22 protein-coding genes are annotated in these 19,589 nt (G+C 70.3%); 13 read left to right on the top strand and 9 right to left on the bottom strand.

The window, feature by feature from the left end:
* From C441_RS20740 to C441_RS11100, 6 genes are all read left to right on the top strand, one after another.
* The coding region (locus C441_RS20740) for a DUF7284 family protein (RefSeq protein ID WP_007275167.1) at positions 1–100 on the top strand (100 nt) is incomplete at its 5' end.
* Positions 88–3,153, top strand: a complete 3,066-nt coding sequence (locus C441_RS11120) for a DUF7286 family protein (RefSeq protein ID WP_007275166.1) — start codon at positions 88–90, stop codon at positions 3,151–3,153. The genes C441_RS20740 and C441_RS11120, both read left to right, overlap by 13 nt.
* Positions 3,154–3,211: 58 nt before the next feature.
* Positions 3,212–3,631 (top strand): DUF5791 family protein, encoded by a 420-nt coding sequence (locus C441_RS11115; protein ID WP_004971272.1) that lies wholly within the window; start codon positions 3,212–3,214, stop codon positions 3,629–3,631.
* Complete coding sequence (locus C441_RS11110; RefSeq protein WP_007275165.1) at positions 3,628–4,524, top strand: SDR family oxidoreductase; 897 nt, start codon at positions 3,628–3,630, stop codon at positions 4,522–4,524. The genes C441_RS11115 and C441_RS11110 overlap by 4 nt, the downstream gene beginning before the upstream one ends.
* Positions 4,525–4,625: 101 nt before the next feature.
* Positions 4,626–5,810 (top strand): DHH family phosphoesterase, encoded by a 1,185-nt coding sequence (locus C441_RS11105; RefSeq protein ID WP_049920549.1) that lies wholly within the window; start codon positions 4,626–4,628, stop codon positions 5,808–5,810.
* A gap of 71 nt (positions 5,811–5,881) precedes the next feature.
* Positions 5,882–6,973, top strand: coding sequence for an aldo/keto reductase (locus tag C441_RS11100; protein ID WP_007275163.1), 1,092 nt, complete (start codon positions 5,882–5,884; stop codon positions 6,971–6,973).
* 45 nt (positions 6,974–7,018) lie between these two features.
* On the opposite strand, the gene C441_RS19935 is transcribed toward C441_RS11100, so the two are convergent.
* Positions 7,019–7,189 carry an HVO_0758 family zinc finger protein gene (locus C441_RS19935; protein ID WP_004971268.1) on the bottom strand — a complete coding sequence of 57 codons (171 nt, stop codon included), beginning with the start codon at positions 7,187–7,189 and terminating at the stop codon, positions 7,019–7,021.
* Between the two features lie 157 nt (positions 7,190–7,346).
* Here C441_RS19935 and C441_RS11095 point away from each other — a divergent pair, with 157 nt between their 5' ends.
* The 4 genes from C441_RS11095 to C441_RS11080 all read left to right on the top strand — a co-directional run bounded on the left by C441_RS11095 (position 7,347) and on the right by C441_RS11080 (position 10,808).
* Complete coding sequence (locus C441_RS11095; protein WP_007275162.1) at positions 7,347–8,507, top strand: MFS transporter; 1,161 nt, start codon at positions 7,347–7,349, stop codon at positions 8,505–8,507.
* Positions 8,508–8,590: 83 nt separating this feature from the next.
* On the top strand, positions 8,591–9,697 hold the full coding sequence (locus C441_RS11090) for a hypothetical protein (protein ID WP_007275161.1): 1,107 nt from the start codon (positions 8,591–8,593) through the stop codon (positions 9,695–9,697).
* The gene (locus C441_RS11085) at positions 9,694–10,182 is read left to right on the top strand and encodes a DUF7109 family protein (RefSeq protein ID WP_007275160.1); all 489 of its coding nucleotides are present in this window, start codon (positions 9,694–9,696) and stop codon (positions 10,180–10,182) included. The genes C441_RS11090 and C441_RS11085 overlap by 4 nt, the downstream gene beginning before the upstream one ends.
* Before the next feature lie 29 nt (positions 10,183–10,211).
* Positions 10,212–10,808 carry an NUDIX hydrolase gene (locus C441_RS11080; RefSeq protein ID WP_004971264.1) on the top strand — a complete coding sequence of 199 codons (597 nt, stop codon included), beginning with the start codon at positions 10,212–10,214 and terminating at the stop codon, positions 10,806–10,808.
* A gap of 131 nt (positions 10,809–10,939) precedes the next feature.
* Here the strand turns inward: C441_RS11080 and C441_RS11075 are convergent, their stop codons facing one another.
* Complete coding sequence (locus C441_RS11075; RefSeq protein WP_007275159.1) at positions 10,940–11,428, bottom strand: DoxX family protein; 489 nt, start codon at positions 11,426–11,428, stop codon at positions 10,940–10,942.
* Positions 11,429–11,858: 430 nt separating this feature from the next.
* Between C441_RS11075 and C441_RS11070 the strand changes: the two genes are divergently transcribed.
* Positions 11,859–12,641 carry a DUF7388 family protein gene (locus C441_RS11070; RefSeq protein ID WP_007275158.1) on the top strand — a complete coding sequence of 261 codons (783 nt, stop codon included), beginning with the start codon at positions 11,859–11,861 and terminating at the stop codon, positions 12,639–12,641.
* Between the two features lie 326 nt (positions 12,642–12,967).
* Positions 12,968–14,134: an NAD(P)/FAD-dependent oxidoreductase gene (locus tag C441_RS11065; protein WP_007275157.1), complete on the top strand. Its 1,167-nt coding sequence runs from the start codon at positions 12,968–12,970 to the stop codon at positions 14,132–14,134.
* Between the two features lie 45 nt (positions 14,135–14,179).
* On the opposite strand, the gene C441_RS11060 is transcribed toward C441_RS11065, so the two are convergent.
* Both C441_RS11060 and C441_RS19930 read right to left on the bottom strand, forming a co-directional pair.
* Complete coding sequence (locus C441_RS11060) at positions 14,180–14,680, bottom strand: Hsp20/alpha crystallin family protein (protein WP_007275156.1); 501 nt, start codon at positions 14,678–14,680, stop codon at positions 14,180–14,182.
* On the bottom strand, positions 14,677–14,835 hold the full coding sequence (locus tag C441_RS19930) for a DUF7559 family protein (RefSeq protein WP_004971259.1): 159 nt from the start codon (positions 14,833–14,835) through the stop codon (positions 14,677–14,679). The genes C441_RS11060 and C441_RS19930 overlap by 4 nt, the downstream gene beginning before the upstream one ends.
* A 121-nt stretch (positions 14,836–14,956) precedes the next feature.
* On the opposite strand from C441_RS19930, the gene C441_RS11055 reads away from it, so the two are divergent.
* Positions 14,957–16,654 carry a radical SAM protein gene (locus C441_RS11055; protein ID WP_007275155.1) on the top strand — a complete coding sequence of 566 codons (1,698 nt, stop codon included), beginning with the start codon at positions 14,957–14,959 and terminating at the stop codon, positions 16,652–16,654.
* Between the two features lie 174 nt (positions 16,655–16,828).
* On the opposite strand, the gene C441_RS11050 is transcribed toward C441_RS11055, so the two are convergent.
* The 5 genes from C441_RS11050 to C441_RS19925 form a co-directional block, all read right to left on the bottom strand.
* Positions 16,829–17,233 (bottom strand): TRAM domain-containing protein, encoded by a 405-nt coding sequence (locus C441_RS11050; protein WP_004971256.1) that lies wholly within the window; start codon positions 17,231–17,233, stop codon positions 16,829–16,831.
* 64 nt (positions 17,234–17,297) lie between these two features.
* Positions 17,298–17,969, bottom strand: a complete 672-nt coding sequence (locus C441_RS11045) for a YkgJ family cysteine cluster protein (protein WP_007275154.1) — start codon at positions 17,967–17,969, stop codon at positions 17,298–17,300.
* Positions 17,970–18,043: 74 nt separating this feature from the next.
* The gene (locus tag C441_RS11040) at positions 18,044–18,826 is read right to left on the bottom strand and encodes an MBL fold metallo-hydrolase (protein WP_007275153.1); all 783 of its coding nucleotides are present in this window, start codon (positions 18,824–18,826) and stop codon (positions 18,044–18,046) included.
* Positions 18,827–18,939: 113 nt separating this feature from the next.
* Complete coding sequence (locus C441_RS11035) at positions 18,940–19,212, bottom strand: winged helix-turn-helix domain-containing protein (RefSeq protein WP_004971253.1); 273 nt, start codon at positions 19,210–19,212, stop codon at positions 18,940–18,942.
* A 121-nt stretch (positions 19,213–19,333) separates the two neighbouring features.
* Positions 19,334–19,495, bottom strand: a complete 162-nt coding sequence (locus tag C441_RS19925) for a hypothetical protein (protein WP_007275152.1) — start codon at positions 19,493–19,495, stop codon at positions 19,334–19,336.
* Positions 19,496–19,589 lie beyond the last annotated feature (94 nt).

Genomic DNA, 19,589 nt, shown 5'->3' with positions numbered 1-19,589 from the left:
CGCCGAGACGATGCGCGCCCGGTACGACACCCCGCGTGCCGCCGCCGAGGCCGTCTCCGTGGGACGCATCACCGTCGTCGTCAGGACGTGGTCGCCGTGAGACTCGCCGACGACGACCGCGGCCGGGTTCCCTTCGCCCTGCTCGGCGTGTTACTGCTCGTCGGGAGCGCGACGTTCTCCGGCGCGCTCGCCGGCCACGACCCCGTGGCCGACCGCCGCGTCGACGACGCGATGGACCGCGCGAGCGCACAGGCCGACGCCGCCGTCCGCGCGGCCGTCGGCGACGCGGCGCGCGCGGCCGCGGCGAACCCCGTCACCTCGCCCGCGAACACGACCGTCGGACGACTGCTCTCCGACGAGCGCCCCTTCCGCGACTATCTCCGGCTCCGCATCGCGCTGGCCGCGACAGAGCGGCTCCGCGCCGTCTCGGTCGCCCGCGGCGACGTGAACGCGACTGCGACCCTGCCGCGACCGACGAACGAGTCGAGCCTGCGAGACGCGATGGACCGCGTCTCCATATCGAGTCGCGAGAACGGGACCGTCCTCGTCGCGACCGTCGAGAACGTCTCGGTCGAAGTCGCCCGCGAGGGCCGCACGGTCGCCGCCGAGGACGCGACCGTGACCGTCGGCGTCCGGACGCCCGTCCTCGCGCTCCACGACCGGACCGAGGCCTTCGAGCGCCGTCTCGACGCGAACGCGCTGGACGGCGGGACGCTCGACGCGACGGTGACGACCGGTCTGTGGGCCTCGGCGTGGACCCGCGGCTGGAGCCAGTACGCCGGCGCGCCCGTCGACAACGTCGTCTCGAACGACCACGCCGCGCTGGCGACGAACGCCGGCGTCCTCCTCGCCGAACAGCAGGCGTTCGGGGCGACTGACGCCGACGGCCGCGCCGCGACCGGTCGCGCCGCCGTCCGCGCCGGTGCCCAGAGCCTGCTCTCGCAGACCGGCGTCCCCGCCGCGCCCGAACTGGCGAACGCGCTTCCCGCACCGAACCCGGCCGCGGAGTCGGCCGCGCGCGAGATACCGACGAACCGGACTATCAACGCCTCCGTCGGCTCCGCCGCCGACCACGCGCTGGTCGGCCTCCTCGACGGTCGCGGCGACGCGCCGGCCTACGACGACGTGGTCGCGGACGCCCACCGCGCCGCGGTCGAAATCGACGCCGAGACGGACGTTCTCTCCCGAATCGAAGACCCGCCGGAGCACTCCGGACGCGGGTGGACGCTCGTCAGCATCTCGACCGACACGTCGTCGTCGGCCGAGACGGTGCCGACGCGAGTGCCGGCGGTCGAAGCCGACACCGTCGTCATCGACGCCGGCTCCCGCATCGTGACGACGGTCGAGACGACCACTCGGACGTTCCGTCGGGGCAACGAAACGCTCCAGACCGAAGCGCGAACGGAGACGCGGACGCGCGTCGACCTCGCGGCCGTCGTCGACCCGGCCACCGTCTCCGCCCCCGTGCGCCCCCTCGACCCCGCGAGTACCCCCGGCGGCGCGCTCGACGGCGAGAACTTCGCCGCGGCCGCCGACGCGGCCGCCGACATGGTCGTGTCGCGCGGCGGCTTCGACGACATCGCCTGCGACGTTGCGACCGGCGACCCCCCCGAGCCGCGGCAGGCGACCGCACCGGCGGCGGACGGCCTCGACCGCTGGGTCCGCGCGGACCTCGTCGCGCTCGCCGACCGCGTCAGAGACCGACGCGTGACGGCGTCCGCACGGCGGGTCGCCGCGGGCGAGGTGAACCTCGCCGCGGAACTCGCGGCCGACCTCCGCGCCGACCGCCGCGACCTCGTGGGCGCACCGACCGCCTACGACGGTGTCGCGGACCGGACGCGCGTCGCGGTTCGCGCGACCTACCTCGACCGCGTGCTGGCGACGCTCGACCGCCGGGCGAACCAGACCGCGGCGGCGAGCGACGCGGCCGACAACGCGAGCCGGGACGCGGACCTCGGGTCGCTCTCGGAGGCGGTCCGCGCCGAGGAGGTCGCCCGCGCGGCGCTCGGCGACTCGCGAGCCGACGGCGCGAACGGGACTGGCAACGAAAGCGGCGTCCGCTTCGTCCCCGACGCGGACCCGATGTACCTCTCGCTCGGCGGCCTCGACGGCGCTTCGGTCCCGACGGTCGCCCGCGGCGGCACCTATCACCCGCTCGTCGCCCGCAACACCAACCTGTTTACGCTCCCCTACGGCGACGCCGTCGACACCGTTCTCGAACCGGTGTTCGGCTCGAACCGCCGCGTCCCGCTTCGCGTCGCGGCCCGCACGCTCCTCGCGGCCGACTCGACGCTCGAAAACACGAACGGGACGAACGAGACGCTCGCCGACAGACGCGACCGGCTCGAAACCGCGGTCGACCGGTCGGTCGTTCCCGCGGAGACGGCCGCCCGCCACACGCTTCGCGACCACACCAATCACTCCGTGACGGAGCGCCAACGGATTCTGGAGCGCTCGCTCGGCGCGTGGGACGACCCCGCTCACCGGGCGCTGGCGATTACGAACGGCTCCGCGGCGCGCGCAATCGCCGTCGAGGCGGCCGCCCCGGGAACCGTCGAGGCCGACCTCCTCGAACGCCGCCTCGACGTGGCGTTCAGAACCGTCCGCCGAGACCGCTCGACGACGGTCCCACAGCGGCTCACGAACCGGACGGTCGAGACGACGCGAACCGCCCGTCAGCAGGCCGTCGCCGACGTGGCGACCGACGCGGCGATGAACGCCACCGAGGACGCGGTCGCCGACCGCCTGAACGACACGCTCGACTCGCGGTTCGACACGCCGTTCAAGCGCGTCCCCGCCGGGATGCCGGTCGCGCCCGTCCCCGGCTCCTGGTACGCGACGGTCAACGTCTGGGACGTGGCGGTCGCCGGCGAGTTCGCGCAGTTCCGCGTCCACGCCCGCGGCGACACGGAGTCGCTGACGTACGCCCGCGACGGGTCGCCCGTCGCCCTCGACTGGGACGGCGACGGCGTCGCCGAGACGGTCGGCCGCGGCGACCGCGTCTCGTTCGACGTGGAGACGACAATCGTCGTCGCGGTGCCGCCGTCGGGCATCGGCGTCGGCGACATCGACGGCGACGCGGACGAGCGCTCCGAGGGGTGGCAGGGAGGACCGGGCTGTACCGTCGCGGCCGACTGTCCGCCCGACGAGTAGCCGCCAATACGACCCGAGTGGCAACCGTTTTGCCGCCGGAACGCCGAACCCGCGGTGTATGTTGCACGACGCCGCCGCGGAGCCCGGAACCCTCTCGGCCGACGAGTTGCGGGCCGCCTACGAGGACGAGATTCGCCGCGCAGTCGACGCCGCAGGGCCGGAGACGGCCGCCGAGGCCGCCGGTGTCTCGGAAGCCGCGCTCTCGAACGGCGTGTTGGACCTCACGCTCGAACAGGCCGCCGCGGTCCTCGAACTCACCGACGACAACCCCGACGCCGACGCCATCGTCTGGGAGTTCCGCGACCACCTCCTCATGGGTATGACGAGCGGTATCCTCGACGTTGACACCCTCGCGTCCGAGGTCGACCTCGACCTCTCCGGACAGGAGATTCAGCAGGCCATCGAGGGCCGCACCGCCGCCACGTTGAACGAACTGGCCGCCATCCACCACGCCATCGCCGTCCGAAACGAGCGATGAGAGTCGCCGTCCTCGGCTGTGGCTACGTCGGCCTCGAACTCGCCCGCACGCTCGTCGCCGACGGCCACGACGTGTGGGGCGTCCGCCGTTCAGACGACGGTCTCGCCGCCGTCGAAGCGACCGGCGCGGAAGCCGTCCGCGCCGACGTGACCGACGCCGACTCCCTCGGCGCGGTCCCCGACGTTGACCACGTCGTCTTCGCCGCGAGTTCCGGCGGCCGCGGGGCCGACGCCGCCCGGACCGTCTTCGTCGACGGCCTCCGAACGGCAATCGACCGGTTCGCCGCCCGCGACTCGCCGCCCGAGCGTCTCGTCTACACGTCGAGCACGGGCGTCTACGGCGACCACGGCGGCGACTTCGTCGACGAGTCCACGCCGCTCGACCCGACGACGGACAAGACGCGCGTCCTCGCCGAGGCCGAGCGCGTCGCCCGCGAGCACGCCGCCGAGCGGGGAATCGAAGGGACCGTCACCCGGTTCGCCGGACTCTACGGTCCCGATCGCTACCGGCTCGACCGCTATCTGAACGGCCCGGTCACGGCGGGCTACCTCAACATGGTCCACCGGGACGACGCCGCGGGCGTCGTCGCCTACCTCCTCGAAACCGACCGCGCCCGCGACGACACCGTCCTCGTCGTCGACGACGAACCCGTCTCGAAACACGCGTTCGCCGACTGGCTGGCCGACGAGTGCGGCGTTCCGCGCCCCGAAAAGCGCACGAAGGAAGAACGCCTCGACGCGGGCGACCTCTCGGCGGCCGCCCGTCGCCGCGTCCTGACGAGCAAGCGCTGTTCGAACGACCACCTCCGCGAGCTCGGCTATTCGTTCGCGTATCCGACGTATCGGGAGGGTTACCGGGCGGCAATCGACGCCTACCGAGCGGACGGCGACTGACCGTATTCACGGCTCGACAGGTTCGAACCGCCGAAATTCTGTCAATCTGGACAACTCGATTAGGGGGAATATTCATACGGTAGGCCCCGGTCGTGTTGTGTATGTTGGGTCCGGTGGGGCAGTTCGACACGGGTGCTATCTTCGAGTCTCTCGACTCGTTCGTGCGCACTCACACCGAGGTCGCGGCGGCACTCGTCGTCGCGCTCGGTGCCCTCGCGCTCGTCGTCTACGCCGGGATTCGGTTCAAGCGGCCGATGGGCACGCGCTTCGCCGAGGCGCTGGAGGGCGTCGACGAAATCGCCGTCCTCATGCATCCGAACCCGGACCCCGACGCCATGGCCGCGGCGATCGGCGTGGCCTGTCTCGCAGAACAGGTCGGCACCACACCGACCATCCAGTTCGCCGGCCAGATTCGACACCAAGAAAATCGCGCGTTCCGAACCGTTCTCGACCTCGACTTAGACCCAATCGACCACGTGAGCGACCTCGCCGCCGAAGCGGTCGTCCTCGTCGACCACAACGCGCCCCGCGGCTTCGCGGGTGCGGAGGGCGTCCTCCCCTACGCCGTCGTCGACCACCACCCCGGCGACGGCACCGGCGAGGCCTTTACCGACGTGCGGACCGACTACGGCGCGTGTTCGAGCATCGTCGCCGAGTACTTCCGCGACGTGGGCGCGAAACCCGTCCCGCCGGACATGCACGCGAGCGAGGTGAACGCCTCCTACACCGTCCCCTCGCAGGTCGCCACGGGCCTCGTCTACGGGATTCTCACGGACACCAAACACCTCACTGCGGGCTGTTCGGCCGCGGACTTCGACGCCGCCGGCTTCCTCTTTCCCGGCGTCAACGAGGACCACCTCGACCGCATCGCCAACCCCGAGGTCTCCCGCGAGGTGCTGGAGGCGAAAGCCCGCGCCATCGCCGGTCGCGACGTGCGCGGCCCCTTCGCCGTCGCCGACATCGGCACTATCTCGAACGTCGACGCCATCCCGCAGGCGGCCGACGAACTCATCCAACTCGAAGGCGTCACCGCGGCGGTCGTCTGCGGCGAACGCGAGAGCAACGTCTACCTCTCGGGGCGCTCCCGCGACGACCGGGTCCACATGGGTCGGACGCTGGAGTCCGCGCTCGACCACTACCGCGGGGCGAGCGCCGGCGGCCACGCCCGGATGGGCGGCGGGCAGATAATCCGTCCCGACGCCGTCACCGACGGCGGCGACGGCGAGTCCGTCCCCCGCGACGAACTCGTCGAACACATCTTCGAGGCGCTGTCGGGCGATATCTGACCCTCGGACCGGACCGCCGTCGCCGGACGCGGACCGGTGGCCCTTAACAGCCGGCCGCCGTAGGCCCGCCCATGGCTACAGGACGGGCGACGTGGGCCTACCGCGACCGGTTCGGCGACAGCTTCGGCCGCACCTTCTACCGCCGGTTCGGTCCCGGCGTCGTCTCCAGCATCGGCATCGGAACCTACCTCGGCGAGCCGACCGACGCGGTCGACGAGCGCTACCGCGAGTCGCTCGGCTCCGCGCTCGAACACGGCGTCAACCTCGTCGACACGGCGTCGAACTACCGCCACGGGCGCTCCGAGCGTGTCGTCGGCGACGCGGTCCGCGGGGCCGACGTCGACCGCGACGCCGTCGTCGTCGCCTCGAAGGCCGGCTTCGTCCCCTTCGACCGCGAGCGCCCCGCCGACCCCGGCGCGTACGTCCGCGAGACGGTCCTCGACGCGGGCCTCGCCGACCCCGACGAACTCGCACACGGCAGTCACACCATCGCGCCCGCCTTCGTCGACGAGATGGTCGACCGGTCGCTCGACCTGACGGGACTGGACCACGTCGACTGCTACTACCTCCACAACCCCGAGACGCAGTTGGCCGTCGCCGACCGCGAGACGGTGTACGACCGCGTCGAGGCCGCCTTCGAGGTGCTCGAACGCCGGGTCGCGGCCGACGATATCGGCCGCTACGGCGTCGCAACATGGGAGGCGCTCCGGGTCGCGCCGGACCACGACGCCTACCTGTCGCTCCCCGAACTCGTCCATCGGGCCGAGCGCGCGGCCGAGACCGTCGGCAACGACGACCACTCGCTCGAAGCGATTCAGCTCCCGTTCAACGTCGTGATGGCCGACGCGTTCACCGTCGAGGCCCACGACACCGACGCGGGCGAGGCGATGAGCGCCCTCTGGTACGCCCACGAACACGGCCTGCACGCCTTCACGAGCGCCAGCCTCGCGCAGGGCGACCTCGCCGCCGAGATTCCGGCGTCGGTGAACTCGGTGCTCGCGGGCGACACGGCGGCCCAGCGGGCGCTCAACTTCTCGCGGAGCGCCCCCGGCGTGACCGCGGCGCTCGTCGGCGCGTCGTCGGTAGAACACGTCGCGGAGAACGTCGCGGCCGGCACGTTCGACCCCCTCGGGGCGCGGGCGTTCGATTCGGTCTTCGAGTGAGCGGTCGCCGACTCCAACGGGCGGCCGCTGTCAGTCGATTCGCGGTTATCTGAGCTCTTTCCACTCGCGCCCGCAGTCGCCGCAGATGCGGACCGAGAACACCTCGTCCGGGTCGTTTTTCTTCTTCAGCGACTCGCCGCACTCGGCGCAGGTCAGCCGTCCGTAGGTGTCTTTCTCTAACTCCCCGTCTCGAAGCCCCTTCCGCGTTGTCTTCATACGCTCCCGTTTGTGCAACGAACATAAAAACCCGACGACAGTCCCCGTTTTCGTCCCGCACGACGCCCGGCGGTCTCGTTCAGCCGAAACTGTTGTCACCCCGGGGCGCGCGGTGTTGTCCGTGTCACGTGGTCGCCTCTTCGGAACGCTCTGCGGGATGGTGCTACTCGTCAACCTCGCGCGGGTCGTCTTCGCACCGCTTCTCGGGGAGTTCATTCTCTTCTTCGGGGTCGACCGGGCCACCGTCGGCATCGTCGCCACCCTCGTCTGGCTCGGGAGCGCCGTCCTCCGCGTCCCGACCGGCTGGCTCCTCACCCGCGTTCCGAGACACCGCGTGGTGCTCGGGACCGGCGTCGTCCTCGTCGTCGCCTCGGGCGTCACCGCCAGCGCGACCACCGTCGAGACGCTGATGGTCGGCGCGGTCTCGATGGGCCTCGCCTCGGGCGCGTACTTCGTCGCCGCCAACCCGCTCGTGAGCGAGCTGTTCCCCGACCGCGTCGGCCGCGCGATGGGCATCCACGGCACCGCAAGCCAGCTCGCGGCCGTCGGCGTCGCCCCCTTCGTCACGCTCGTCCTCGCGGTCGGCCCCGATCTCGTCGACCGCCTCCCGTTCGTCTCCGCGGCGTGGCAACTCGTCTTCGTCTGCGTCGGGGTCGCGGCCGCCGTCGTGACGCTCGCGCTGTTCGTCACGGCCCGCTCGACGGACCTCCCGGACGCGGGCGCGGCCGACCGCGACCTCCTCGGCGCGGCCCGCACGGAGTGGCGCGTCATCCTCACCGGCATCGTCATCCTCGGGTTCACCGGCTTCGTCTGGCAGGGCCTGTTCAACTTCTACGAGCTGTACATGGTGTCGAAGGGCCTGCCGGCGACGACGGCGCGCAACATGCTGACGGTCATCTTCGGCGCGGGCGTGCCGGCGTTTTTCCTCTCGGGGCGGCTCGCGGACAAGCTCCCGCGCATCCCGTACATCCTCGGCGTGCTCGTCTCCTTCGTCGTCTCGGTGTTCGCCCTCACGATGACGACCAGCCTCGTCGGTCTCGTCGTCGTCACCGCGGTCGTCGGCTACGTCATCCACAGCCTCTTTCCGGCGCTCGACGCCTACCTGCTCGACACGCTCCCCGACGAGAGCCGCGGGAGCGCCTACTCGGTGTACTCGTTCGGCATGATGATATTCCAGGCCAGCGGGTCGGGCGCGGTCGGCACCCTGACCGACTTCGGCTACGCGTTCGACGAGGTGTTCTTCTGGTTCTCGGTCGGGCTGGCGGTCGTCGTCGCGGGCCTCATCGCGTTCCAGCGCGCCGGGCGCATCCCGAACTGAGCGTCTCGGCGGCGGTCGAGCGAAGTCGGCAGACGACTCGGCTCTCGCCGCACTTTTGCTCGCCCGGTCCCACGACCGACACGATGGAGTACGTACAAGAGCGGGTCACGACGCTCCACGACCTCGCCGGTTCGGTCCCCGACGCCCCGACCGACCGCGCCGCCGTGGTCGTGCCGATGACGGAGCGGGAGTACGCCGGCCTCGCCGCCGACCGGGTGCTCTCGACGCTGGAGTCGCTCTCGCCGGCGCGGGTCGTCGTCCCCCTCCGCGCGCCCGCCGACCGGGTCGCCCCGTTCGCCGATTGGCTCGACGAGTACGACCTGCCGCTCGACGTGCTGTGGTGCGACGGCCCCCGCGTCGCCGACCTGCTGGACTCCCACGGCCTCGACGGCGAGCGCGGCAAGGGACGCGACGTGTGGCTCGCGCTCGGCTGTGCCGCCAGCGAGGAGTACGTCGTCGTCCACGACGCGGACACGAAGACCTACGACGGGCGCTACGTCCCGCGGCTCCTGTTCCCGCTGGCCCACGGCCACGACTTCTCGAAGGGCTACTACGCCCGCGTCGAGGAGGGGCGGCTCTACGGCCGGCTGTTCAGGCTGTTTTACGCCCCGCTCGTCCGCGCGCTCGAAGCCGAGACGGACGCCCCAATCGTCCGGTATCTCGACTCGTTTCGGTACGCGCTGGCCGGGGAGTTCGCGGCCACCTCGGACCTCGCGGTGCGGATGCGCTCGCCGCGGAAGTGGGGCCTCGAAGTCGGCACCCTGGGCGACGCTTTCGCCCACGCCGGCTTCGACCGGAGCGCGCAGGTCGACCTCGGCGAGTACGAACACGACCACCGTTCGGTGAGCGGGCCGACCGGCCTCTCGGACATGAGCGAGTCGGTCGGGCGGACGCTCCTCCGGGCGGTCGTCGAACACGGCGGAGACGTCGAGTTCGACACGCTCGCAGAGCGCTACCGCGAGGCCGGACACCGGCTGGTCGAGCAGTACGCGGCCGACGCGGCGTTCAACGGCTTCGACTACGACCGCGGAGACGAGCGCGAGCAGGTCGCCACCTACGCCGATGCCATCTCGAAACCCGGCGCGGACACGCGGCTCCCGGCGTGGACGGACACGACGCTGTCGCCCGACGGGGTGCTCGCCGCCGCGAGCGACGACCTCGACGACGTGCGGGAGGGCGCGGGCCGATGAGCGAGACCACCTACGACGACCTCGCGGGCGTCGTCGACCTCTTCGGCGCGCTCACCCGCGAGGAACTGGAGACCGCGCTCGACGAACTCGCGTTCAAACAGGGCCGCGAGACCGACGACGACGCGCTGTCGGGCGCGATTTCCGACGCGGTCGACGCCTACTACCTCGTCCCCTACGAGGACGACGAGACGGACGCGGAACTCCTGACCGTTGGCCCGATGGCGTTTCCGACGCTCCCCGACCGGGCGGAGGACCTGCCGCACATCCTCGACTACCCGACCCGCGAGGTGCCGCGGGACGAGTTGGCGACGCAGGTCGAATCGCGTCTCCGGGCGGCGGCCGCGAGCGCGGTGCAGACGGGCGACACCGACGAAATCGAGCGTCTGCTGGACGTGACGTACGACCTCGAAGCGTGGGCCGACACCGACGTGGGGTCGATCCGCGAGCGCCTCGACGCCGCGCTGGACGCGGAGGGGCAGGCCTAAGTCGCGGCATCTCTTTACGAATCGTGACGATGGACCTCGCGGGCGTCAGCCGACACGAACCGGTGACCGTCGACGCGGGCCGGCGGGCGGCCGTCATCGCTCCCGTCGTGTTCCGCGACGAGCGGCCGCACATCCTGTTTACCAAGCGCGCCGACCACCTCGGCGAGCACCCGGGCCAGATGAGTTTCCCCGGGGGCGGCCGCGAACCGAGCGACGCCGACCTGCGGGCGACCGCGCTCCGCGAGTCCAACGAGGAAATCGGGCTCCGACCCGAGGAGGCTGATTTCCACGGCCGACTCGACGACATCCTCACCGTGACCGACTACTCCGTCTCGCCGTTCGTCGCCACGGTGCCCGACCGCGCGTACGAACCCGACCGGCGCGAGGTGGCCGAAATCGCGGTGCTCGCGGTCGACGACCTGACCGACCGCGCGAACTACGAGTCGGAGCGCCGCGACCACCCGCAGTACGGCGAGATTCGGCTCCACTTCTTCCACGTCGACGGCTACACCGTCTGGGGCGCGACCGGGCGGATGCTCGTGCAACTGCTCGAACTCACGACCGACTGGCGCGTCCCCGAGGAGGTCGACCGTGTGGTCGACCCCGACGCCGACTACCCGGTGTAGTGCCCCTCGGCGCGCGCCGACCCGGCGCAGTCACTCACGGCGTCTGAATCAGTTCCGAAAAACAGCGTCGTCGACGTCGCTCCCGTTTCTCCCTGCCTGTTCCCTGTCTGTTCCGGCCCGCGTGTACCCCCTCAGCCGAGGAGGTACTTGAGCGCGGGGCGCTGGCGGACGAACTCCATCTTCTCGATGATGGCGTCGAGGCCGAGGATGCGGCCCGCCGCGAGCGTCCCGACGATGGCGAACATCATCAGCCCGAACAGGTCGCCGTTGACCACGCCGTGGCCCCAATCGGCGTTCCCGAGGTAGAAGAACACCATCAGGACGCCGCCGAAGAAGGCGGCGAGCCGGACGAGCGCACCCACGATGAGCCCGAGACCGATGAGGAACTCGCCCCACGGAACCATGATGTTCGTGAGGTCGAGGAGCCACGGGGTCGCGGCGGCCCACGCGAAGAAGCCCTGTAGGGGCGAGGCGGCGGGGGCGTTCGCGAGGTAGCCCGCGGCGCTGAACGCCTCGCCGGTCAGCTTCCCCCAACCCGCGTGGAGGAACCAGTAGCCGGTGATGAGGCGGGTCAACACGAGCACGTAGCCCGTGATACCCCGCGAGTAGTCGAAGTCCATTCTGTTCCCCAGCATCTCGATTTGTGCGTTAGCGGGCATCTCGGTTCACCTTACATCTGAATCGTCGGCCGCGAACCCCATATAACGGCGACGCGATTTCCGAATCCATAGAACTGGGAATGACCGAAAACGGGCGTTTGAGACTGTCACGATTCGCTTTCGAATACTAATCGGAGTTCAGAATTGTGTCCCGAATACAATCGTGTTGGTACGCCGGTGGACACGGCGGTCTCTCGCAGTGAGACCGGCTGACACGCGCTTCGGAGCCGCTCGCCGTCGCGCCGACACGGGCTATATAAACACCGCCGCGGCGAGCCAGCATCGCCGTCATCGACAGGGTTTTGGCCTCCTCCGCGCTACTCGTTCTCACATGGTCGCACAGACGATGGATCGCGTTCCGCGACGGTACTGAAATTTCTGTGGTGATAGTATGCTGACCGCCGAGCGCGCGGTCTCGAAGGCCGGTCTGGACGCAGTCGCACTCAAGCCCGCCGAGTGCGACGTGCGCGAGGCGCTTTCGGTCCCGCTCGACGTCGTCGCAATCGACTACGAGGGCCGCGAGCGACTCCCCGACGAGGACGTGTTGCGCGAGCTCGCGGCCGAAAAGGAGGTCCGGCTGACCACGCCGGTCCGCGCCGACGGCTTCGACCCGCTCGGCGACGACTCGCTGTACGAGTGGCTCCCGGACGGGATTCGGCAGGTGCTCGTAGCCGGCCACGGCGCGTACCTGACCGACGACGAAGCGCGTCGCGCGGTCGCCCCGCGTCTCCGCGCCGCGAGAGAGCGTGCGCCCGACGCGTGGGTCGGCACAGAGGGCATCGAGCGAATCGCTCTCGCCGCCGGCGGCACGCAGTACGAACTCCTCTCGCGGTCGACCCGAAGGGACGTGCGAGCGCTCCGGGCGGCCGGCTTCGACGGCGAGGTCGCGGTCTACGCCCCGACCGTCCTCACCGCCGACGACGACGAGATTCTCGACGCCGTCGGCGCGTACGTCTCCCGTCGCCGCCCCGTCGCTCGCGCGCTCCCCGACGACGCCGCGACCGACGCCTCGGCCGAGGGTCGCGCCCGTGAGGTGCTCCTGAAAGCCTCGCGCGACTACGCGCTCATCGGCTCCGTGGCCGACGTGCGCCGGCGCGTCGACGACCTCCGCGACGCCGGTATCGACCTCGTGGTCGGCTACCCCGCCCGCGGCGTCGACGAGTTCGCCGAGTAAGTCGTCGTTCTCTTCGTCTTCCTGCATCGTCCGCGTCGGCCGCGCCGCCCGCGCCGCCCGCGCCGCCCGCGCCGCCCGCGTCGCATGTCCTCATCTCCCGCGTCCTCGCCACCGACACCGGAGGCCTTTTAGGTGGTCGCCGGAGAGGACAGGTGACGGCACGGTCGGGTGGCTCCTTTCGGACCCACGTGGTTTCCACGCGGGCCACGGCCGGCCGACCTACCCCGTCTCTCTACAATCCTGAGCGACCGCGCCGCGCGGGGCTCGACCACTCCAACGACCGGCGAGCAACTGCCATTCAAGTCGGTCGCCGACCCAGACGGGGTATGAACGAATCAGCGCGCGTCGCGGTCGTCGGCGCGGGCGCGGTCGGTCTGACGACCGCCTTCGACCTCGCCGAGCGCGGGGCGCGGGTCACGCTGTTCGAACGCGACGCGCCCGGCGGCGGGTCGACGAGCCGCGCCGCCGGCATCTGTTACGACGCCTACGCCGAGGACATCGACGTGGCCGTCGCCGACCGCGCGATGACTCGGTTCCGGCGGCTCTCGGGCGAGGGCGAGTTCGTCTTCCACGAGACGCCCTACGTCTTTCTCGCGCGCGAGGGCGACGACGCGGCGGCCGCGGCGCTCGAAGAGGCGGTCGAACGAATGCGCGTCCACGACCGCGCGGTGTCGCTCGTCGCGCCCGACGAACTGGCCGACCGCTTCCCGATTCGAACCGACGACGTCGCGCTCGCGGGCGTCGCCGAGAACGCCGGCTGGGCCGACCCCGCGGCCTACGTGGACCTGTTCGTCGAACAGTGCGAGTCCGCGGGCGTCGAGTTCCGCGTCGGCGACGCGGTGTCGCTCCGGGCCGACCCGCCGGGCGTCGCCGTCGACGACGCGGTGACCGCCCGCTTCGACGCCGTCGTCGTCGCGGCCGGCGTCCACTCGCGCCGCCTGCTCGCCGACGCCGGCCACCCCATCGCGCTCAAGCCGTACCGGGCGCAGGCGCTCGTCGCCGACTGCGACTACCGCGGGCCGACCGTCTACGACGCGACAGAGGAGTCGTACCTGCGGCCGCACCCCGCCGGTGTCCTCGCCGGCGACGGCGTCGAACCGGTCGAACCCGACCCCGACGACTGGGACCCGACCGCGGACGACTGGTTCGTCGCCGACGCCCTCGACGCGGTTCGACACCGGACGGCGGGCGGCGACGCGGGCGAGTCGGGGGGAGGCGGGTCGACCGAACCCGAGCTCGACCGCGCGTGGGCCGGCCTCTGCGGGGCGACCCCGGACCGCAACCCGCTGGTCGGCGCGGTCGCCGAGGGCGTCTACGTCGCCGCCGGCTGGCACGGCCACGGCTTCATGTGGGCACCGGCAATCGGCGAACGACTCGCCGAGGTGGTGCTCGGCGATAGTCAGGAGTCCATTCCCGGCGCGTTCGACCCCCGTCGCTTCGACGGCGACGAGGAGTTCGCGGTGGTCGAAGGGATGGCGCTCGACGGCGACTAGCGCGAAAAGGGGATGCGTCGAGCGCGTCGCGTCCGAAACTGAACCTCAGGCGTCTTGGTCGTCCACGTCGCCGAAGTCGACTTCGTCGTCGGCCTCGGACTCGGTGTCGGTGTCGGTGTCGGCCTCGCCTTCGTCTTCCTCCTCGGTCACGGCGATGTCGCTCGCGCGCTCGTCCTTGGGAATCCGAATCTGGAGCGTGCCGTTCTTGCCGACCGTGGCGGTTCCCTCGGCGGCTTCGACCGCGGCGTCGGAGGGGATGGTCGCCTTCCCCGAGAGCGTGAGACCGCGGCCGGGGAAGCGCATCTCGTAGCCCTCGTGGAAGTCGCGGAAGCGGTCGATGCGAATCTCGACTTCGCCGTCGAGGAAGCGGACCTGCACGTCCTCGGCGCGCGCGCCGGGCGCGTCGAAGACGACGAGGTAGGCGTCCTCGGATTCGAGCAGGTCGTGGGCCAGCGGCTTGCGCTCTTGCATCTGGCTGACGCCGCGGCCGACCCGTTCGAGGACGGCGTTCGCCGCCGACTCGCCGAACTTCCGCAGGTCGCTCATAGCTGAATCTCCTCCAGGTCGCGGGACTCGCCGCAGTACGGACAGGAGAAGTCCGCCACCGTCACGTCGTCGGGCATGTCGTAGGTGTAGTGCATCTCGAACATGTCGAGTTCGCAGTCCTCGTTGGCGCACTTGACTTCGAGGGTCGCGGGCATGGCCGTCAGTTACGCTCCCACGCTCATAAACGCGCGGGAGGCGGAAGCGCCCCCACGACGCGGCGCGGGGCCGCGACCGCCGACCGGTTGCGTTTTCCGCGTCGAACCCGAACCGCGACCGATGACCGACCCCGCCGACCTCACCGTGACTATCGTCGACGGATACGTCGACGAGCCGGCGCACTTCGGCGTGCCGCCGTACATCTCGACGTATCCGAGGTTCACCGCGGGTGCGGTGGTCGACGCGGGCGTCCCCGAGTCCAACGTCGTCTACCACACCATCGACGAACTCCGCGAGGACAGACAGAAGTGGCGCGACGTGGCCGACGCCGACCTCATGATTTACATCGGCGGCATGACCGTCCCCGGCAAGTACGTCGGCGGGACGCCCGCCGAGCCAGACGAGGTGCGCGAACTCGCGTGGGTCGCCGAGGGAACCGCTCTGATGGGCGGGCCGATTCGCTTCGGCGTCGGCGACGAGAACGCCGGCGGCCAGGACATGGAGCGCAAGAACCTCGACTACGACTTCGTCGCCAAAGGCGACATCGAGGCGGCCGCCTACGACCTCGTCGACTCCGGGCTCGAAGGTTTCGGCAACCGCATGCGCGACAACGAGGAACTCGACCGCTGGGCCGCCACGGGCGCGTTCGTGGTCGAACAGCACCCGAACCACCCCGACCATCTCATCTGCGAGATGGAGACCTCGCGGGGCTGTGCCTACCGCTGTTCGTTCTGTACCGAACCGCTGTACGGCAACCCCGCGTTCCGCACCGCCGACTCCGTCGTCAAGGAGGTCGAGAACCTCTACGACCGCGGCGCGCGACACTTCCGACTCGGCCGGCAGGCCGACATCCTCGCGTTCGGCGGCGACGGCGAAGCTCCGAACCCCGACGCGCTCCGCCGGCTCTACGGCGGTATCCGCGAGGTCGCGCCGGACCTCGGCACGCTCCACCTCGACAACGTCAACCCCATCACCATCGTCGGCTGGCCCGAGAAGTCCCGCGAGGCGCTCCGCATCATCGCCGAGCACAACACGGCGGGCGACACCGCGGCGTTCGGCCTCGAATCCGCCGACCCGCTGGTCCAAGAGGAGAACAACCTCAACGTCTCCGCCGACGAGTGCTTCGAGGCGGTCAAAATCGTCAACGAGGTCGCCGGCTGGCGGCCCGGCGACGACCCCGCGGACGCGCCGACCCACGGTTCGGACGCCGCGAACCGCCTGCCGAAGCTCCTCCCCGGCATCAACCTCCTCCACGGGCTGAAAGGCGAGCGCGAGGAGACGTTCGAGCACAACAAGCGGTTCCTCCAGCGCGTCTACGACGAGGGCCTCATGGTCCGTCGCATCAACATCCGGCAGGTGATGGCGTTCGACGGCACCGACATGTCCGACACGGGTGCCGACATCGCCCGCGACCACAAACAGCTGTTCAAGACGTACAAAAAGGAGGTCCGCGAGGAGATCGACCGCCCGATGCTCCGCCGGGTCGCCCCCGCGGGCACGGTCCTCCCGAACGTCCACCTCGAATACCATCAGGACGGCCGGACGTTCGGCCGCCAGCTCGGTACCTACCCGCTTCTGGTGGGAATCCCGGGCGAGCGCGAACTCGGGAAGACAATCGACGTCGCCGTCGTCGACCACGGCTACCGCTCCGTCACCGGCGTTCCCTACCCGCTTGACTTCAACGAGGCGTCGATGGACGAACTCACCGCCATCCCCGGCATCGGTCGCTCGACCGCCGGCGACATCGTGGTGAACCGCCCCTACGCCGACGCCGCCGACGTGGGCGTCGACGCCGACGTGACGAAGTACGTTCAGTAGCGCGTCCAGCCCTCGAAACGCCGTTCTTCACCTGCAACCGCGCTCTCCCTCCGCGCTCGGAATATCCGCCGTGTTCACTCGCAAGCGTGGTGCGTCGTTCACTTGCAGTCGTGGTCTGTCGGTGTGGGGAGACTCCCGTCGAGCGAGCGGTATCGAACCGCGAAAAGAGCGCCGTCAGAAGTCGTCTTCGACGACTTCGCCGACGGCGAAGTTAGACTTGACTTCGGTGATTTCGACTTTCACGCGCTCGCCGACTTCGGTGCCGGGGACGATGATGACGTAGCCGCGTTCGACGCGGGCGATGCCGTCGCCCTGCTTGCCGATGTCCTCGATTTCGACGTAGCGGAGTTCGCCGGCTTCGACGGGCGGTTGCGGCTCGTTCGTGGGCGTCGGTCCGGCGTTCGGTTCGGACTCGGCGGGGTCGTTCGATTCGCGGGAGATGAGCGCGACGCGGTACGTCTCGCCGGGTTCGACGGTCCCGGTCTCGACCTCGCGGCGCGGAATTTCGACGACGTAACGGTCGTCCTCGGTGCGAACGTCAGCATTGAACAGACACAGGAGTTTATCTGAGATTTCCACCGTAAGACCTCCAATATGTGGTCAGGCCGGAGTGTTAAAGATGTACCGCAGTCAGCGGATTCGACTACTGAACCCGCGTCCCGTCGGGCCGTTTCGCGCCCTCGGAGTCGTGGACGACGACCTCGCCCGGACCGGTCTCGACCGGCTCGTAGTTCTCGGTGACGCCCCGCGCCTCGCGGAGCTCTCGAATCGCCCGCTCTTTCAGCGCCCGCGCCAGTTCCTCCGCGTCCTCCCGGGAGATGTCCCGGCCGAGCCCCTCGCACTCGTGGGCGCGGACGACGCCCTCCTCGTCGACGGCCTCGCCCATCGGCTGGCTCGTGCCGCCGAGGGCGACGCTGAACGGGTAGGTCTCGCAGATGAGCGGGCGGTCCTCGTGGACCTGACAGGCACCCAGTCCGTCGTCGTCTTCCTCGTAGAAGCGGCAGTCGCCGCAGGCGGTCGTCTGGAGCGCCCACTCGAACGTCTCGCCCTCGGGGCCGTCGTCGCCCTCGGCGAGGCCGTAGGGCATCGGGCGGGCCACGTCTCGCCACTCCATCGGGTCCGGTTCGGCGTCCTGCAGGGCGCGCACCTCGTCGGGGAAGACGGTCGCGGTGTGCGGTTCGGGGCCGTCGTCGCCCTCGTAGCCCTTACAGCAGGCCCCACAGCGCGTGCACTCGAAGCCGATGGACTCGATGGCGTCGGCGAGTTCCGACACGTCGAGGTCGCGGGCGCGGTCCAGTTCGGCGTCGAGGTCCATACTCGCGATGCGGGCGCGAGCCCAAAGAGGGGCGCGGTTTTCGCGGGAGCGCGGACCTCATATCGGCGGGGTCTCTACCGCGGTTCGACCCGCTCCGCGTCGGGGTCCCAGCGGACCCGACGCTCGGCGGCCAGTTTCTCGATATGCGCGACGACCGTCGCGCGGGCGAGGTCGCGCACTGCCGAGACGTCCTTGTCGTAGGCGGCGTCGGTCACGGCGTCGGGCGTCGCGTTCCCGGCGCGCACCGCGTCGAGGACGGCCCGCTCGCGATCGTTTCGGTGCGCGACGAGTCGCGCGAGCGTCGCCCGCGGGTCCGTGATTTCGGGGCCGTGACCCGGAAGCAGTCGCTCGGGGCCGCGCGCGTGGAGTCGCCTGAGCGCGACGAGGTAGGCGCGAACGTCTCCCTCGGGCGCGCCCACGACGACGCTCCCCTCGGCGACCGCGAGGTCGCCGCAGAGGAGGGCGTCGCCGGCGACGAAACTCACGTGGTCGCGGGCGTGTCCCGGCGTGTCGAGGACATCGACGCCCGCGCCGACGGGGACGGTCGTCCCCTCGGCGAACGTCCGGTCGGGTTCGACCCCGGTCGCGTCCGAGAAGGCACGCTCGCGGCCGCGGCGACACCAGACCGTCGCGCCCGTCTCGCGGGCGTAGGCGGCCACCGCGCCGACGTGGTCCGGGTGGGTGTGGGTGACCGCGAGGTGGTCGATATCCTCGCGTGCGGCGAGGTCGTCGAGGTCGTCGGTGCGGGCCGCGGGGTCGACGAGCAGGCCGTCGCCGCCGTCGGCGACGAGGTAAGCGTTCGTCGCGCCGGTCGGCGCGCGGGTGGCGACGGGAACGGAGACGCGCGTGACGTGCATGGCGGCGGCTACGCTCGCCGATTAGTTAGGTGGTTCGAGAGAAGTGGTGGCTTGGTCTGCGGGAGTGCGCCCCCGCGGGCGGTGGTCTGTCGCGCTATCGGTGGACCGCGGGCTTACGTGTTGAGGAAGTAGACCTGCTTTCGCGCGTCCTTGAAGGAGTAACGCGAGCCGACGAGGTCGGACTCTTCGAGACGGTTGAGCGCGTAGCGGACGGTGCGGTCCGGCAGCAGCGACTCCTCGGCGAGCTGGCCCTGCGAGAGGGGCGCGTCGCTTTCGAGGACTTTTGCGACGAGCTTCGCGCTCGGGGGAAGCTCGCGGAGGCGCTCTCGGAACTCGGCTTCCGAGAGCAGGTCTTCAGTATCTGGCTCTGCAGAGGTGGTGCTCATACCCGTCACAGGCGGTTGCTCCGTGTTAAGGGTTAGCTACAAGTGTGTGAAAAGAATCCAGACACATAATACACATATTAATATCGTGCGTTTGTTGGAAAATCGGCCGCGAGTAGGCGTCTCACTCCACGTTTCGCATCGTATCGACCGACGGAGTGCCGAGTCGATAGCTCCCGAGCGGCGCGTGACAGCCCGGACAGTGGACGACGAGCCACCCCTCGCTGACGTGCCGTGTTAACGCGTCGGCCTCGCAAGTCTCCCCACAGCTTTTGCATGTTGGCATACCACACGATACGCGCTCAGCGGACGAAAACCTCACTCCAACCGCTCGCCGGACCCCGCTACCGCACCGCGTATCCAGTACCGTTTTACCGTCC

The organism is Haloferax sulfurifontis ATCC BAA-897 (assembly GCF_000337835.1).
Taxonomy (GTDB): domain Archaea; phylum Halobacteriota; class Halobacteria; order Halobacteriales; family Haloferacaceae; genus Haloferax; species Haloferax denitrificans.
Note: the sequence above shows the minus strand (reverse complement) of the source record. Positions and strands in the feature narration are given on the sequence as shown.

Coding starts and splice junctions, on each gene's coding strand:
- C441_RS11100 (WP_007275163.1), top strand. CDS start 5,882: ATGGCTACAGGACGGGCGACGTGGGCCTACCGCGACCGGTTCGGCGAC.
- C441_RS19925 (WP_007275152.1), bottom strand. CDS start 19,495: ATGCCAACATGCAAAAGCTGTGGGGAGACTTGCGAGGCCGACGCGTTA.
- C441_RS11070 (WP_007275158.1), top strand. CDS start 11,859: ATGCTGACCGCCGAGCGCGCGGTCTCGAAGGCCGGTCTGGACGCAGTC.
- C441_RS11045 (WP_007275154.1), bottom strand. CDS start 17,969: ATGGACCTCGACGCCGAACTGGACCGCGCCCGCGACCTCGACGTGTCG.
- C441_RS11075 (WP_007275159.1), bottom strand. CDS start 11,428: ATGGACTTCGACTACTCGCGGGGTATCACGGGCTACGTGCTCGTGTTG.
- C441_RS11115 (WP_004971272.1), top strand. CDS start 3,212: ATGTTGCACGACGCCGCCGCGGAGCCCGGAACCCTCTCGGCCGACGAG.
- C441_RS19935 (WP_004971268.1), bottom strand. CDS start 7,189: ATGAAGACAACGCGGAAGGGGCTTCGAGACGGGGAGTTAGAGAAAGAC.
- C441_RS11095 (WP_007275162.1), top strand. CDS start 7,347: ATGGTGCTACTCGTCAACCTCGCGCGGGTCGTCTTCGCACCGCTTCTC.
- C441_RS11060 (WP_007275156.1), bottom strand. CDS start 14,680: ATGAGCGACCTGCGGAAGTTCGGCGAGTCGGCGGCGAACGCCGTCCTC.
- C441_RS11055 (WP_007275155.1), top strand. CDS start 14,957: ATGACCGACCCCGCCGACCTCACCGTGACTATCGTCGACGGATACGTC.
- C441_RS19930 (WP_004971259.1), bottom strand. CDS start 14,835: ATGCCCGCGACCCTCGAAGTCAAGTGCGCCAACGAGGACTGCGAACTC.
- C441_RS11065 (WP_007275157.1), top strand. CDS start 12,968: ATGAACGAATCAGCGCGCGTCGCGGTCGTCGGCGCGGGCGCGGTCGGT.
- C441_RS11085 (WP_007275160.1), top strand. CDS start 9,694: ATGAGCGAGACCACCTACGACGACCTCGCGGGCGTCGTCGACCTCTTC.
- C441_RS11110 (WP_007275165.1), top strand. CDS start 3,628: ATGAGAGTCGCCGTCCTCGGCTGTGGCTACGTCGGCCTCGAACTCGCC.
- C441_RS11035 (WP_004971253.1), bottom strand. CDS start 19,212: ATGAGCACCACCTCTGCAGAGCCAGATACTGAAGACCTGCTCTCGGAA.
- C441_RS11080 (WP_004971264.1), top strand. CDS start 10,212: ATGGACCTCGCGGGCGTCAGCCGACACGAACCGGTGACCGTCGACGCG.
- C441_RS11105 (WP_049920549.1), top strand. CDS start 4,626: ATGTTGGGTCCGGTGGGGCAGTTCGACACGGGTGCTATCTTCGAGTCT.
- C441_RS11040 (WP_007275153.1), bottom strand. CDS start 18,826: ATGCACGTCACGCGCGTCTCCGTTCCCGTCGCCACCCGCGCGCCGACC.
- C441_RS11090 (WP_007275161.1), top strand. CDS start 8,591: ATGGAGTACGTACAAGAGCGGGTCACGACGCTCCACGACCTCGCCGGT.